18 protein-coding genes are annotated in these 13,987 nt (G+C 71.2%); 11 read left to right on the top strand and 7 right to left on the bottom strand.

Annotated elements, in window-relative coordinates; genetic code table 11:
• Window positions 1-48: 48 nt before the first annotated feature.
• Window positions 49-768: a metallophosphoesterase family protein gene (locus DEW08_RS05505; protein WP_109325108.1), complete on the bottom strand. Its 720-nt coding sequence runs from the start codon at window positions 766-768 to the stop codon at window positions 49-51.
• Window positions 761-1,522, bottom strand: a complete 762-nt coding sequence (locus tag DEW08_RS05500) for a nucleotidyltransferase family protein (RefSeq protein ID WP_109325295.1) — start codon at window positions 1,520-1,522, stop codon at window positions 761-763. Before DEW08_RS05500 ends, DEW08_RS05505 begins: the two co-directional genes overlap by 8 nt.
• A 375-nt stretch (window positions 1,523-1,897) precedes the next feature.
• On the opposite strand from DEW08_RS05500, the gene DEW08_RS05495 reads away from it, so the two are divergent.
• From DEW08_RS05495 to DEW08_RS05475, 5 genes are all read left to right on the top strand, one after another.
• A complete protein-coding gene (locus DEW08_RS05495) occupies window positions 1,898-2,251 on the top strand; it encodes a hypothetical protein (RefSeq protein WP_109325107.1) in 354 nt (117 codons plus the stop codon).
• 22 nt (window positions 2,252-2,273) lie between these two features.
• Window positions 2,274-2,471: a hypothetical protein gene (locus DEW08_RS05490; RefSeq protein ID WP_245985997.1), complete on the top strand. Its 198-nt coding sequence runs from the start codon at window positions 2,274-2,276 to the stop codon at window positions 2,469-2,471.
• 112 nt (window positions 2,472-2,583) lie between these two features.
• Window positions 2,584-3,312, top strand: a complete 729-nt coding sequence (locus tag DEW08_RS33115) for a cold-shock protein (RefSeq protein ID WP_109325105.1) — start codon at window positions 2,584-2,586, stop codon at window positions 3,310-3,312.
• A gap of 212 nt (window positions 3,313-3,524) precedes the next feature.
• Window positions 3,525-3,785: a hypothetical protein gene (locus DEW08_RS05480; RefSeq protein ID WP_109325104.1), complete on the top strand. Its 261-nt coding sequence runs from the start codon at window positions 3,525-3,527 to the stop codon at window positions 3,783-3,785.
• A 15-nt stretch (window positions 3,786-3,800) separates the two neighbouring features.
• Complete coding sequence (locus DEW08_RS05475) at window positions 3,801-5,021, top strand: BaiN/RdsA family NAD(P)/FAD-dependent oxidoreductase (protein WP_109325103.1); 1,221 nt, start codon at window positions 3,801-3,803, stop codon at window positions 5,019-5,021.
• Window positions 5,022-5,303: 282 nt separating this feature from the next.
• Here DEW08_RS05475 and DEW08_RS05470 read toward each other — a convergent pair whose 3' ends face one another.
• Window positions 5,304-5,795, bottom strand: coding sequence for a MarR family winged helix-turn-helix transcriptional regulator (locus DEW08_RS05470; RefSeq protein WP_245985996.1), 492 nt, complete (start codon window positions 5,793-5,795; stop codon window positions 5,304-5,306).
• Between the two features lie 134 nt (window positions 5,796-5,929).
• On the opposite strand from DEW08_RS05470, the gene DEW08_RS05465 reads away from it, so the two are divergent.
• The gene (locus DEW08_RS05465; RefSeq protein WP_109325101.1) at window positions 5,930-6,823 is read left to right on the top strand and encodes a DMT family transporter; all 894 of its coding nucleotides are present in this window, start codon (window positions 5,930-5,932) and stop codon (window positions 6,821-6,823) included.
• Between the two features lie 18 nt (window positions 6,824-6,841).
• Here DEW08_RS05465 and DEW08_RS05460 read toward each other — a convergent pair whose 3' ends face one another.
• Window positions 6,842-8,839 carry a transglycosylase domain-containing protein gene (locus DEW08_RS05460; protein ID WP_109325100.1) on the bottom strand — a complete coding sequence of 666 codons (1,998 nt, stop codon included), beginning with the start codon at window positions 8,837-8,839 and terminating at the stop codon, window positions 6,842-6,844.
• 517 nt (window positions 8,840-9,356) lie between these two features.
• Between DEW08_RS05460 and DEW08_RS05455 the strand changes: the two genes are divergently transcribed.
• On the top strand, window positions 9,357-9,671 hold the full coding sequence (locus tag DEW08_RS05455; RefSeq protein WP_109325099.1) for a polyhydroxyalkanoic acid system family protein: 315 nt from the start codon (window positions 9,357-9,359) through the stop codon (window positions 9,669-9,671).
• A 10-nt stretch (window positions 9,672-9,681) separates the two neighbouring features.
• Here the strand turns inward: DEW08_RS05455 and pspF are convergent, their stop codons facing one another.
• Window positions 9,682-10,698, bottom strand: coding sequence for a phage shock protein operon transcriptional activator (gene pspF / locus DEW08_RS05450; RefSeq protein WP_109325098.1), 1,017 nt, complete (start codon window positions 10,696-10,698; stop codon window positions 9,682-9,684).
• 180 nt (window positions 10,699-10,878) lie between these two features.
• Between pspF and DEW08_RS31050 the strand changes: the two genes are divergently transcribed.
• The 4 genes from DEW08_RS31050 (at window position 10,879) to pspC (ending at window position 12,458) form a co-directional block, all read left to right on the top strand.
• Window positions 10,879-11,022, top strand: a complete 144-nt coding sequence (locus tag DEW08_RS31050) for a hypothetical protein (RefSeq protein WP_168220272.1) — start codon at window positions 10,879-10,881, stop codon at window positions 11,020-11,022.
• Window positions 11,023-11,043: 21 nt separating this feature from the next.
• On the top strand, window positions 11,044-11,715 hold the full coding sequence (gene pspA / locus DEW08_RS05445) for a phage shock protein PspA (protein WP_109325097.1): 672 nt from the start codon (window positions 11,044-11,046) through the stop codon (window positions 11,713-11,715).
• A gap of 100 nt (window positions 11,716-11,815) precedes the next feature.
• The gene (gene pspB / locus DEW08_RS05440) at window positions 11,816-12,040 is read left to right on the top strand and encodes an envelope stress response membrane protein PspB (RefSeq protein ID WP_245986153.1); all 225 of its coding nucleotides are present in this window, start codon (window positions 11,816-11,818) and stop codon (window positions 12,038-12,040) included.
• A gap of 16 nt (window positions 12,041-12,056) precedes the next feature.
• Window positions 12,057-12,458 (top strand): envelope stress response membrane protein PspC, encoded by a 402-nt coding sequence (pspC, locus tag DEW08_RS05435; protein WP_109325095.1) that lies wholly within the window; start codon window positions 12,057-12,059, stop codon window positions 12,456-12,458.
• 394 nt (window positions 12,459-12,852) lie between these two features.
• Here the strand turns inward: pspC and DEW08_RS05430 are convergent, their stop codons facing one another.
• Window positions 12,853-13,365, bottom strand: a complete 513-nt coding sequence (locus tag DEW08_RS05430; RefSeq protein WP_109325094.1) for a hypothetical protein — start codon at window positions 13,363-13,365, stop codon at window positions 12,853-12,855.
• A gap of 30 nt (window positions 13,366-13,395) precedes the next feature.
• Window positions 13,396-13,953 carry a hypothetical protein gene (locus DEW08_RS05425; protein WP_109325093.1) on the bottom strand — a complete coding sequence of 186 codons (558 nt, stop codon included), beginning with the start codon at window positions 13,951-13,953 and terminating at the stop codon, window positions 13,396-13,398.
• Between the last annotated feature and the right edge of the window lie 34 nt (window positions 13,954-13,987).

The raw sequence follows: 13,987 nt of genomic DNA, 5'->3' as shown, positions 1-13,987 counted from the left end.
CCCCTGCGCCCGGCCCGCCGGTGGGACGTTCCGCCGCAGCCCGGGCTCCTACAGCTCGATCAGCGCATAGGGCCGGCCACCCTCCTTCGGGATGGTCTGGGCGACGTTGTAGACCGGCGTGCCGCGCAGGGTCTCGCCGCGGTAGGTGCCGTGGTGGGCGTGGCCGTGGGCGACGGCGCGCACCGTCTCGAAGCGGTCGATCGTCTCGGCCAGCCGGGAGGAGCCCAGGAAGGGGAAGATCTCGCGCGGCTCCCCCTCCACCGTCGCGGCGATCGGGGCATAGTGCAGGACGACGAAGACCCGCTCGGTCTCCAACTGGCGCAAGGCGCTTTCCAGCCGCATCGCCTCGCCAACCGCCTCGTGGACGAACTGCTTGATGACCGGCTCGCCGAAGCTGTCGAGCATCAGGTTGCCGAAGCCGCCGCCGAAGCCCTTCACCCCGGCGAAGCCGACCCCGCGGATCTCCAGCGGCGACCCGTCGAGGAAACGCACGCCGGCCTGTTCCAGGATGCGCTGGACCTCCTCGACATGGCCGCATTCATGGTCGTGGTTGCCGAACACCGCGACGACCGGGATGCCGATGGCCCGCAGGTCCTCGGCCAGCACCTCCGCCTCGCGCGGCTTGCCGTGGTTGGTCAGGTCGCCGCACAGCGCCAGCACGTCGGCGCGGCCCGCGATCTCCTGGAACAGGTCGCGGTAGGGGTGGGCCGAGGTCTCGCCCACATGGATGTCCCCGATGGCGGCGACCGTCAGCGTCCCGTCAGCCATGCTTTCCCTCCTCTCCCACGACGTCGGCGAAGCCCCAGTCGGTGACGTCGATCAGATAATCCTCGCGCGAGAACAGCCGGCCGCGGCAGATGCGCGTCTGCGCCACCGGCAGTCTGCTGCGCTCCGCCAGCCGCGTCAGCAGCTCGTCCAACAGCCAGTCGGGCACGCAGGCACGTTCGGTCGGATAGATGAAGCGGAAGGTCAGCAGATGGATCAGCAGCACCTCCCAGTACTGCTCCATGTGGCCGAGCAGCCGCTTCCAGTCGATCCTGCCGTTCTGCTTCAGGATCAGGTGGGCGACGTCCGGGCCGTCGAACTTGTGGCGCATCTGCACGAAGGACTTGGAGAAGACCATCTCGGTCGGCGCGACCAGGCGCACCTCGGTGCCGCAGACCAGCGCGCGGTGCTCCTCCTCGAACCAGCGGTCGGTGACCGGGTTGATGGCGACGGCCGAGTTGAAGATCACGTCGAAGAACAGCTCGCCGTGCTTGACCTTGCCGATCCAGCGCTCGTCCTCGATCTCCGTGCCGAAGCCGCGCTCCTGGAAGAAGCTCAGGATGCGCGGGAAGTCGCCGCCGCGGCAGAAGACGTCGATGTCCTTGGTCGGGCGGGTGATGCCGGTATAGGCGCTGACCGCATAGGTCCCGCCGAGCAGGAAGGGGATGCCGGACTCGGTCAGCAGCTTCAGGCTCTCGGTATAGAAGGCCTCCGCCTCCGGTGAGACGGTGGCGTTGCCCTCGCGGGGGTCGGTCATGAACATCTCCCTTCTGCCCGGCCGGTCGGCTCGGCTGCCGGGCGTTGTCCTTGCCCCGACAACAGCCGGGGCCGGCAAAAGGGCACCGCCCGCCCGCCCCGGCACCCCGGCGGTGCCGCCTCCGGGAACCGTCCCGGCCCTGCCGGCGTTGGAGGAGGGACGAATGCGGTTGTGGCGAGGGAGGGCGCTTCGCATGGCACGGATCGGTTTGACGGGGGCCGCGGCGCTGGCCGCAAGCCTGCTCCTGGCGGCGCCGGGGGCCTGGGCTCAGGGCTGCAGCTCCCTGCTGGAGCAGTTCGCGGCCGACCACGGGCTGACCGCCAGCCCGCCGCCGACCGCGGCGCCGTCCGCCCCGGGGGCGCCGGCTCCTCCGCGATGGCGGAGAATGGCGGCGGCTCCGTCACGTCGGACCGGCTGGCCCAGTCCGGCGGGCTGGTGTCTCCGCCCGCGGTGGGCGACCGCGGCGTGATCGAGCCGCCGTCCACCGGCAGCACCATGCCGACCGCGCCGGCCTTGCGTCCCGATGCCGGCGCCGGTCCCGACCGGGCGCCGCAGGCCGGCGGCACCGGTGCCACCATGGGTCAGGCGGCGCGGAACGCCCAGCTCGAATCGCTGGTCACCGCCGCACGCAGCGCCGCGCGCAGCGGCGACGAGGAGCGCTGCATGCAAAGCCTGGGCGAGGCGCGGCGCCTGCTGCAGAGCGGCCCCGCCGGCGGCAGCGGCGGTTGACGCCATGAGGGACGCCGTCGCCATGACCAGCCTCGGTCCCTATCCGCCGGCCCCGCCGCCGGGCGAGACCCCGATGCCGCCGCCGATCCCCGACGTTCCCGGCGACCCGTCCCGCCCGCCGATCGACGAGCCGCCGGACGCCATCCCGGTGCCGCCGCAGGAGCCGCCGCCGCTGCCCGACCGTCTGGCCTCCGGCGGGGAAATCGACCGGCGGACGTGAAACGGCGACGCTGACATCTTGCCTTCGGGCGGTGGACGGGCGATGTGTGGGGGATGTGCATCCGCCGGTCCGCCGGCGGGTGCCGGTTGCGTTCTCCGGAGTTCAGGTCGCCATGTATCACCAGCCGCCCCGCGCACACGTCTATCGCCAGCCCACCGTCATCGCCACCGAGGTCCAGGCCACCGTCAAGTGGTACGATCCGGTGCGCGGCTTCGGCTTCGTCCAGAGGGACGGGGCGCCGGACGCGCTGCTGCCCGCCGCCATCGTCGCCCCGGCCGGCCACCAGTCGCTGCCGGAAGGCGCCACCGTCGTGGTGGACATCGTGGAGGGGCGCAAGGGCACCCAGGTCAGCGTCCTGCATTCCGTCGATCTCTCCACCGCGGCGCCGGCCCGTCCCAAGCGGAACTTCCAGGACCGCGGTGATCGCGGGTTCCAGGACAGGGGCTTCCAGGACAGGGGCTTCCAGGACAGGGGCTTCCAGGATCGCGGCGACCGCGGCCACCAGGACCGTGGCGGCTTCCGCGACCGTGGGGAGCGCGGCTTCCAGGATCGTGGCTTCCAGGATCGGGGGGAGCGCGGGTTCCAGGACCGGCCGCGCCGCCCGGCGGCCCCGGTGGGGAACGAGCCGACCAGCGAGATCGTCGGCACGGTCAAGTGGTTCAACTCCACCAAGGGCTTCGGCTTCGTCGGGCCGGAGGACGGCAGCCGCGACGTCTTCGTCCATGCCTCGGCGCTGGAGCGTTCCGGCCTGTCGCGGCTGGACGACGGGCAGCGGGTGCGCGTCACCATCCGCCAGCGCGACAAGGGGCCGGAGGCTGTCTCCCTGAAGGTCGAGGACTGACCGGGCGGGCGTTCCCCGCCCCTCCGCCTCCCCGCGCGCCGGAAACGATTGCGGACTGGAGAAGGCCGCTCCGTTCCGCTGTATAGTGGCGGGCGCGGGCGGCGTTTCAGCGTGTCGAAACGCGGCGAAGCTGCTATGACGTCGCCCCGTTTTCGCGCGGCTGCCGGGACTGCCCGGCCGCCGCGGACCACCTGGATGAAGGAAGCCTCGCGATGTCGAACCTCCACAAGACCGCCATGGACGCGGTGCTGCAAGCCGCCGCGCACGACATCGTCGCCACGCTGCAGGAGCGGGGGGTCGAGGACCGTCACAGCGAGGATGGCGATCTGGCCGTCCTCGACGTGGCGATCCTGCACGCCTACCGCATCTTCATGCGCATCTGCGAGGCCAACGGCGTCCCGGTCGATGCCGGCTATTTCGCCGACCAGGCCGCCGATCTGGCCGAGGAAGTCGCCCAGGACGGCGACGAGTAAGGGGAGGCCGCCAGCATGGACACCCGGCCGGACACCCCCGACGTCGCCGTGGTCGGCGCCGGCCCGGCCGGGCTGATGGCCGCGGAGGTGATGGCCGGCCGCGGCCTCGCCGTCGCCGTCTACGACCAGATGCCGACCCCGGCGCGCAAGCTGCTGCTGGCCGGCCGCGGCGGGCTGAACCTCACCCATTCCGAGCCGCTGGACCGCTTCCTGCCGCGCTACGGCGGGCAGGCCGCCCTGTTCGCCCGGCTGCTCGACGGCTTCTCCCCGACAGCGCTGCGCGACTGGGCCGCCGGGCTGGGGATCGAGACCTTCGTCGGCACCAGCGGGCGTGTCTTCCCCGTGCAGATGAAGGCCTCCACCCTGGTGCGGGCCTGGCTGCGCCGGCTGGAGGGGCTGGGCGTCACGCTCCATGCCCGCCACCGCTGGACCGGCTGGGATGCCGGCGGCGCCCTGACCTTCGTCCGCGGCGACGGAGAGGCGGTGACGGTCGCCCCGCGCGCCACGCTGCTGGCGCTGGGCGGAGCGAGTTGGCCGCGCACCGGCTCCGACGGGCGCTGGACCGGGCTGCTGGCCGCCCGCGGGGTGGAGATCGCTCCGCTGCGCCCGTCCAACGTCGGCTTCGAGGTTCCCTGGTCCGACCATCTGCGCGAGCGTTTCGCCGGCCAGCCGGTGAAGAGCGTCGCCCTGTCCTTCGCCGGCCGGCGGCTGAAGGGCGAGTTCGTCATCACCGCGACCGGCATCGAGGGCGGCGCCGTCTACGCCCTCAGCGCCCCCCTGCGCGACGCCATCGAACAGGAGGGCTGGGCGACCCTGACCATCGACCTGCTGCCCGACCTGCCGGAGGCCGAGCTGCGGCACCGTCTGCGCCGCCGCGGCTCGGAGTCGCTGGCCACCTTCCTCAAGAAGTCGCTGTCGCTGACCGGCCCGCGTGCCGCCCTTCTGCGCGAGTTCGCCCCGCAGGCCGACCTCGGCGACCCGGCGGCGCTGGCCCGCCAGATCAAGGGCCTGTCGATGGTGCTGACCGGCGTGCGCCCGATCGACCGCGCCATCTCCACCGCCGGCGGCATCCGCCTGTCGGAGGTCGACGACTCGCTGATGCTGACGCGTCTGCCCGGCACCTTCGTCGCCGGCGAGATGCTCGACTGGGAGGCGCCGACCGGCGGCTACCTGCTGCAGGGCTGTTTCGCCATGGGCGTCGCGGCGGGGCGGGGGATCAGCGGGTGGCTGGGGTAGCGTTTGGCGAGTGCCACTCGCCGTTTCGCCCCGCTCTTGCACTACCTGCGCCCGTGCGTTAGCGTTTCCGTATCAACGCATCGACTGTGATTTTCCGCAACTCGACCCCCTGTCGTGGCCCCGAGTGGCACGCACCGCTTCGGCCGATTGGGCGCCGGCCGCACAATGAACGCCTGCGAACGGATCGTGGTAACCCGTTGACGGCGCAGCGGAAACGGCCTCTCCGCGCCGTTGTGCGCGACGTGGGTGCTGCACAATGCGCTGAACGGCGCCCGGCGGACCTCATTTCCCCGCGTCGCGGTCGGCAAGCGACAGCATCAGCGTGCGCAGCAGGGCGGACAGGGCGCGCTGCTCCTCCTCCGACAGGGCGGAGAGCAGGTCGGCCTCCACCGCCATGTCCTCGCGGAAGGCGGCGCGGGCGCGGGCGATGCCCTCGCCGGTCAGTTCGACCGGCAGGCTGCGGCCGTCGCCCTCGGCGGCGACGCGGCGGACCAGCCCGGCCTTCTCCAGCCGGTTCAGCCGGAAGGTCAGGCCGCCCGACGTGATCATCAGCGAGCGGTAGAGCTCGGTCGGCCGCAGCCGGTAGGGCGGGCCGGAGCGCAGCAGGGTGAACAGCACGTCGGCCTCGCCGGTGTCGATGCCGTGCCGCTCGAACACCGCCTCGATCGGGCCGCGGGCGGCGATGGTGATCCAGCGCGCCCGGCCCAGGATCGCCATGCCGCGGGTGTCCACCTCCGGCAGTTCGGCAGCCCATTGGGCACGGCGGTCATCCACGCCGTCGGTCCGGGAAGGCACGTCGTCCGGGATGGCACTTGACATCGCTGGGCCCCGCTTATTTATCTTAGTGCTAAGATAATTTATTCCGGCCGTCCGCAACAGCCGGCCACCCGCAACAGAAGGAGCGACCGATGATCGCAGCCTGCGCCAGGGTTGTCTCCACCTCCGCCTTCGGCCTGCTGATCGTCTGCGGATTCCTGTTCGCGAGCAGGTTCATGGTCGCCAAGGCGGCGCTGTCGGTCGGGATGATGCCGGTGCAGCTCGGCGTCGTCGGCAACCTCGGGGCGGGGCTGGCGCTGCTGCCCTGGCTGCTGGCCTCGGGCGACCGCATCCCGCTGGGGCGGCGCCATCTGGCGCTCTACGCGGCGCTCGGTGTCGTCACCTACGCCTATCCGACCGTGCTCTCCAACCTGGTGGTGGAGCGGGTGGGGCCGGCCTACGCCTCGACCGTCTATTCGCTGTCCCCGCTGCTGACGATGAGCTTCGCCGCCGGGCTGGGGGTGGAGCGGATGTTCCTGCGCCGCTTCGTCGGGATCGTCGTCGGCTTCGCCGGCATGGTCCTGCTGGTCCGGCAGCAGGTGATGCAGTTCGACCTCGGCGACCCGATCTGGGTGATGCTCGGCCTGACGATCCCCGCCAGCGTTGCGACGGGCAACATCATCCGCTCCGCCTGGTGGCCGCGGGGGACCTCGGTGCTGGCCTTCTCCGCCGCGGCGCTCTTCACCTCGGCCCTGATGATGGCGGTGCTCGCCCCGGCCATCGAAAGCCCGGCGGAGTGGCCCTTCGCCACCCTGCCGGGGCTGGGCTGGCTGGCCGTCCTGATCGGCGTCTCCGCCCTCTCGCAGGTGCTGAACTTCCGGTTGCAGCAGATCGGTGGCCCGGTGGTGTTCAGCCAGATCGGCTATTGGGGGACCGGCTTCGGGGTCCTGCTCGCGGCGGTGCTGTTCGGCGACGTGCTGACCGGCCTGTCGCTGGCCGGGCTCGGCTGCATCGTCTGCGGCGGCGCGCTGGCGCGGCGGGCCTGAGATCCGCCCGGCGGCGGCTCAGCGCCTCGCGTCGCCGTAGTCGTACTGAACCCGGGGGGCGGAGCCGGCACCGGTCAGCCGCTCGATCAGCCCGCCGATGCCGCTGCCCGTGGCGGCCGGGGCGGCGGCCGTCGGGGCGGCCGGCGCCGCTGCCCGCGCCGGCTGGACCGCGCCGGCGGGCAGGGCCGCCTGACGCAGCGGATCGCCCGGCAGGCCGGACGCCGCGGCATAGGCCGGCGGAGCCTCCAGGCTCGGCAGCGGGCGGGGCGGCTTGCCGGCATGGGCGTCCATCATGAAGCCCTGCCACAGCTTGGCCGGCAGGGTTCCGCCGGTGACCTTCTTCATCTCTTCGTTGTTGTCGTTGCCCAGCCAGACGCCGGCCACCAGATCGGCGGTGAAGCCGACGAACCAGGCGTCGCGGTACTCCTGGGTGGTGCCGGTCTTGGCGGCGGCCGGCCGGTCGAGCCTGGCGCTGCGGCCGGTGCCGAACTCGATCACGCCCGTCATCATCCGGGTGAGTTGGGCGGCGTGGAGCGGGTCGACCACCGGGGCGCCGCCGCCGCCCTGGCGCCGGTAGAGGACGGTGCCCTGGCGGTCGGTGATCTCGGTGATCGCGTAGGCCCAGACGGGGGTGCCGCGGTTGGCGATGCCGGCATAGGCGCGGACCATGTCGAGCAGCGTCACCTCGCCGGTGCCGAGCGCCAGCGACAGGTCGCGCGTCAGCGGCGTGGTGATGCCGAGCGACGAGGCGATGCGGCGGACCGGGTCGGTGCCGACCCGCTCGACCAGCCGCACCGTCGCGGTGTTCGAGGAATGGGCGAGCGCCGTCGCCAGCGTGATGGTGCCGCGGTACTTGCCGTCATAGTTGCCGGGGCTCCAATTGCCGATCTGGACGGGAGCGTCGTCGATCGGGCTGTCGGGAGCCCAGCCGGCCTCCAGTGCGGCGAGGTAGACGAAGGGCTTGAAGGAGGATCCTGGCTGGCGCAGCGCCTGGGTGGCGCGGTTGAACTCGCTGCTGTCGTAGTCGCGGCCGCCGACCAGCGCCCGCACGGCCCCGTCCGGCGCCATGGCGACCAGCGCGCCCTGGCGGACATTGGCCGTCTGGCCGGGGCCGGACAGGATCTGCTCCATCCGCTGCTCGGCGGCGCGCTGGATCTTCAGGTCCAGCGTGGTGCGGACGATGACGTCGCCATGATCGGGGCCGGCGAAGCCGGAGACGAGGTCGGTGACCCAGTCGGCGAAATAGCGGCCGTCGCCGCCGGGCTTGCGCCGCGGGGCGGGGGGCGTGCTGCGCGCGGCGTCGAGCTGCTGCTGGGTGACGTAGCCGGCATCGACCATCGCCGCCATGACGACGCGGGCGCGCTCCGCCGCCTCGTCGGGGTTGGAGGTCGGGGCGTAGCGCGAGGGGGCCTTGAGAAGCCCGGCGATGATCGCCGCCTCGCGCAGGTCCACCTGGGTGGCGGGCTTGCCGAAATAGGTCCGCGCCGCCGCATCGACGCCGAAGGTGCCGGCGCCGAGATAGACGCGGTTGAGATAGGCGGTGAGGATCTGGTCCTTGGTGAAGCGGTGCTCCAGCCAGAGCGCCAGCATGGCCTCCTGGATCTTGCGCTTCAGCGACTTCTCGGGCGTCAGGAACAGGTTCTTGGCGAGCTGCTGGGTGATGGTGGAGCCGCCCTGGACCGCCCGGCCGGACCGCCAGTTGACGTAGACGGCACGGGCGAGGCCGATCGGATCGACGCCGAAATGGGAGTAGAAGCGGCGGTCCTCGATCGCCAGCACCGCGTTCACCAGATGCGGCGGCAGGTCCTTGACGCCCAGCGTCGTGCCGTGCAGGTCGCCGAAGCGGGCGAACTCCGTCCCGTCGGCCGCCAGCACGACGACCGAGGCGCGCCGCTCGTACTGTGCCACCTTGGAGATGTCCGGCAGGTCGAGCGCGAACCAGGCGAGCAGGGCGCCGACGCCGATGCCAACCCAGATCGCCGCGACCAGCGTCCAGGTCGCCAGCGTGCGCAGCACGCCGCGCCGCCTGGGCGGTCCGCCGCCCCTGCGCGGGGCCGGCCCCTTCGGTGGCCGGGGGGCTGCAGCGGCGGCTGGGCGGCACGGGGGGCGCGGGCCGGCTTCGGCGCCCGGCGCGGCAGCTTGGGCAGCGCGACCTTGGAGAGCGAAATCCGGGGCAGTGATATCCGGAGCAGTGATATCCGGGGAGCCGGAAGCGCGGCAGGGACAGCCTGGGCGGCGAGGGGAAGCGCAGGGGGGCCGAGCGCTCCTCGCGGGTGCGCACGGGGCGCGGCCCGGGAAAAAGCTGGTTCGGTCGGTCGCCGGTCACGGTGCGCTCACTGCCCCCTGCTGAGGTCCTATACAGTCCGTAAGGACACTTGCGTCATATACGCGCCCGCCCGGCTCCACGAAAGGGTGCATGGGCGGCAGCCGAGATTTGTTCCGGGACCGTGGCCGATGGATGACGGTGGGCGGTGAACCGCCGGGGCCGCGGCCTTGTTTCCTTGACCGTGAGAAGCCGATGGAGTCCGCAGCGATGAACAAGCCCCTGACCGTGACCATTCCCCACCAGCTCGGCCGGGAGGAGGCCAAGCGCCGCCTGGTCACCGGGATCGGGCAGGCCCGCGGCTACCTGGAGACGGTGGCGAGCCGGATCGAGGAGCAGTGGACCGGCGACCGGCTGGACTTCCACCTCGTCGCCCTGGCCCAGGCGGTGAGCGGCCGCATCGACGTGCTGGACGACCGGGTGGAGATGGAGGTGCAGCTTCCCTGGGCGCTCGGCCTGCTGGCCAACAAGATCAAGGACCGCGTGCAGCGCCAGGGTACCCTGATGCTGGAAAAGAAGAGCTGAGCGCCGCCGTCTACCCGTCCTCCCCCTCCGCCCGGCCACCGATCAGCCCGTGCTTCTTCAGGAGCCCGCGGAGCTGGTGGTAGCCGAGGCCGAGGGCGCGGGCGGTCTGGCGCTGGTTGAAGCGGTTGCGCTCCAGCGCCGCGCGCAGCCGGTCGGCCTCGAAGGCCCGCACCTCCTCCAGCAGGGGGGCGGTCGGGGTTGCTGCGGGCGGCGGCTCCATTACGGGGGCACCGCCGGACGGCCTCGGCGGCTCCTCCCAGCGGCGGGCGAAGGGGTTCAGGATGATCTCCTCCACCGGCGCCTCGGGATCGCTGGCGGCGACGGAGCGCTCGACCGCGTTGCGCAGCTCCCGCACGTTGCCTGGCCAGGGGTGGGAGCGGAGCTGGTCGAGGGCCGCGGGGCCGAAGCCGGGGAAATAGGGGCGGCCGAGCTCGCGCACCATGCCCAGCGCGAAATGCTCGGCCAGCAGGGGAATGTCCTCGCGCCGGGCCCGCAGCGGCGGCAGCATCACCACGTCGAAGGCCAGCCGGTCCAGCAGGTCGGCGCGGAAGCGCCCGGCCTCGGCCAGCGCCGGCAGGTCGGCGTTGGTCGCGCCGACGACGCGGGTGTCGACGATACGGGTGCGCCCGCCGACCCGCTCGATCTCGCCATACTCCACCGCCCGCAGCAGCTTCTCCTGCACGGCGGGACTGGAGGTGGCGATCTCGTCGAGGAAGAGGGTCCCGGTGTCGGCCTGCTCGATCCGGCCGGTCTGCCGGCGGGTGGCCCCGGTGAAGGCCCCGGCCTCATGGCCGAACAGCTCGGAATCCAGCAGCGTCTCCGGCAGGGCGGCGCAGTTGACCTTGACGAAGGGGCGGTCCCAGCGGCGCGACAGGTAATGCAGCCGGGCGGCGATCAGTTCCTTGCCCGTGCCGCGCTCTCCGATCACCAGGACCGGCCGCTCCAGCGGCGCCACCCGCGAGACATGGGCAAGCGTCGCCAGGAAGGCCGGGGACTGGCCGAGCAGCGGGGGAGGAGTCGGAAGCATCTCAGTATTGGCGAACAGTTGGTCGGAAAGGCGATCATATGACAGATTTCGCCAAGTGGGGAGTGCTGCGTTCGAAGCCGCCCGTCCCCGTGAAAGCGAACCGGCACAAGGCCTCCGGCACGGCCGGCCAAGCTTGGCACGGCCCTTGCGATATGCAGGGTCAGCAAGGAGGACCCGACGATGACCGAATTTTCCGATTTCCGCCGCCGCTACGCGGCTGAGCGCAGCACCGTCGAGCGCCTGCGCACCTATCTCCTCACCCGCCGGTCCGAGAGCTGGCTGTTCTTCTTCGCCGGCATCGTCGTCGGCGCCATCCTCGGCTGACCCAACAGGAACTGGACGACCATGAGCATCTTTTCGCGCCTGACCGACATCGTGCAGTCGAACCTCAATTCCCTGCTCGACCGCGCCGAGGAGCCGGAGAAGCTGATCCGCCTGATCATCCAGGAGATGGAGGACACGCTGGTCGAAGTCCGCTCCTCCACCGTCAAGATCATCGCGGAGAAGAAGGAGATCGAACGGCGCGCCGCCGACCTGCAGCGCGAGCGCGACGAGTGGGACCGCAAGGCCGAGATCGCGCTGACCCGCGATCGCGAGGATCTGGCGAAGGGCGCGCTCCTCGCCAAGTCCAGGGTGGCGGAGGAGGCGGACGCCCTGGCCCAGCAGCTCGTCCATGTCGAGGAGGCCCTGTCCAAGGCGAACGAGGACATCGGCCGCCTGCAGGCCAAGCTGAACGACGCCAAGACGCGCGAGAAGGCGCTGGTCGCCCGCACCAAGACCGCGGCCAACCGCGTGCGGGTGCGCAGCACGCTGCATGACGAGCGGATCAACGACGCGCTTGCCCGCTTCGAGCAGGTGGAGCGTAACCTGGACGAGATGGAGGGCCGCGTGGAGGCCTTCGACGTCGGCCGCACCAAGAGCCTGGCCGAGGAGATTGCCGAGCTCGAAGCCACCCACAAGGTGGACGAGGAACTGGCCGCTCTGAAGGCCCGCATCGCCGGCCGGCGCGGCTCGTGACGTTGCGGCGCTGACCTCCGTGTGCCGTCGTCCCCCTTCCCGGTCACCGGGGAGGGGGACACCGCACGGGCCTTACGAGCAGGAAAGGGCCTGAGCCTTGATGAGTGTTGTTTTCGTCCTGGCGGTTCTGTTCATGGTGTTGGTGGCACCGGTCTGGATCGTCTTTCACTACATCACCAAATGGCGGTCCCAGCGCGGCCTGTCGGCTCAGGACGAGCGGATGCTGGCCGAGCTGTGGGAGATCGCCAACCGGCTGGAAACCCGCATCCACACGCTGGAGCGCGTGCTGGACGCGGAGGCGCCCAACTGGCGCAACAAGATCTGAAACCGCGGAGACCGTGATGGACCGCTCGTCGCTTTTCGAGTCCCCCAACCCGCACCGGCTCTACCGCATTCCCGACCGCGGGATCGCCGGCGGGGTGTGCGCGGGCATCGCCGACTACTTCGGTGTCCAGCCGGCCCTGGTCCGGCTTGCCATGGTGGTGGCACTGTTCTTCTTCGCGCCGCCGGTGATCCTGGGATATGTGATCGCTGTCATGGCGCTGCCGGTCAAGCCGCCGCAGCTCTACCGCACGCCGGAGGAGGAGGTCTTCTGGCGAACGGTATCGACCAAGCCCGACCGCAGCCTTGCCGGCCTGACCCAGCGCTTCCGCGACTTCGATAAGCGCGTCGCCGGCCTGGAAGCCTATGTGGCGTCCAAGGAGTTCGAACTGAACCGGGCGATCCGCGATCTGGATCGCTAGACCGATCGTGCCGACCTGCTTCGCGCTACCCGCGCGAGGACCGGCGCGGGCGGCTGCGCAAGGCGGTCGCGGTTCAGCGACCATGGTTCAGCGGTTGCGGTTCAGCGGTTGCGGCGCCGGTTGCGCGTCCGGATGGGAACCGGTTTCGGCGTCGGCATGGCCGCCACCAGGCCAGCCAGAACCGCCGCCATTGCACCACCGAGGAGAACGAGGTCCATCTATCGCCTCTCTGCCGTCTGGCCCTGCTGATGTCATGTCATCGTGAACGATTCAAAACTGACATGGTAGCGAAAAGAGGCGATGGCAACCGCACGCCCGGCAAATGGCTGCCGCGGGGGTACCCGGATGGAGGTGCCCCGCCGTCGATGCCCGCTCCGCCGGTTTCCGGCGTTGCTCAACCGGAATAGGGCTCGATGGCGGTGAGGGCGAAGCCCTTGTGCTCCGGGAAGCGGGCGGTCACCTTCTCCCGCGCCTTCTTCTCGTCGAGCGCCCACACGACGAAGCGGCGCCCGCGCTTCCAGCTTTCCAGCGCGAAGGGGTCGAGGGTCGCGTTCACCCTCGCCGCATAATCGGGATTGGCCACCCGCACCACCCAGCCGGCGTCCACCTGGGTCCGCCGGTCGTCCAGGACATAGAGCCGGCGGTCGTTCGCCCCGGCCGCCTTCAGCCTCTGCTCCAGGTCCTCGCAGGCCAGCTCGATGGCGTTGCGGCGGCGGCGGGCGTCGCGCAGGTCGCGGCCCATCTGCAGCGTGACGCGGGCGGCGCGGCGGATGCGGTCCACCTGGGCCTGCTTGCGCGAGACGGCGTTGGCGATCCGTTCCTCCGCCGTCTTCAGCCGGCGCAAGGCCAGCAGCAGCGACACCACCAGGGCGCTGAAGCCGACGAGACCGGCGAAGACATAGGCCATGTCCGGACCCTCCCTCAGTGTTCCCCGGCCTCAGCCCGCCTTGGCGACGGGTTTGTCCATGTCCTGCAGCCGGGTCACGACATAGCCGAAGGCGGGCGGGTAGCGCCGCTCGATCTCCGCCCGCGCCTCCGCCATCGAGCGGGCCCAGACCTCGATCATCTGCGGCTGCGACCAGGAGGAGTCGATGAAGGCATGCTGCTTCTGCTGGAAGGCGGCGTTGCCGACATACTTGTTCACCACCATCGCCAGATAGCAGGGGGTGCCGGCCAGCTCCTCCCCGATCTGGCGGACCAGCATCTCGCTGGTCTGCTGGGCGTCCTTCAACTGGCGCTCCAGGACCGAGCGGCGGCGGAGCATGTCCTGCACCGCGCCGTCCGCCTCCTTGATCTGGGCCGCCCGCTCGCCCTTGCGGGCCTCCAGCCCGGTCTCCAGCTTGGCGCGGCGGGTGATCGTCTCGCGGACGTTGCCGGTACCGTGGCGCTTCTCGATCATCCGCTCGCCGGTCGCCACCACCAGCTTGCCGATGGCGAAGGCGAGGCCGGACAGGCCGAGCGCCGAGAAGAGAGCGTTGGAATAGTCTTGCCACATGGACGTGCGCCCGCTCGGACGACAGATGCTGGAG

Origin of the sequence: Azospirillum thermophilum (genome assembly GCF_003130795.1) — a bacterium.
Classification (GTDB): domain Bacteria; phylum Pseudomonadota; class Alphaproteobacteria; order Azospirillales; family Azospirillaceae; genus Azospirillum; species Azospirillum thermophilum.
Note: the sequence above shows the minus strand (reverse complement) of the source record. Positions and strands in the feature narration are given on the sequence as shown.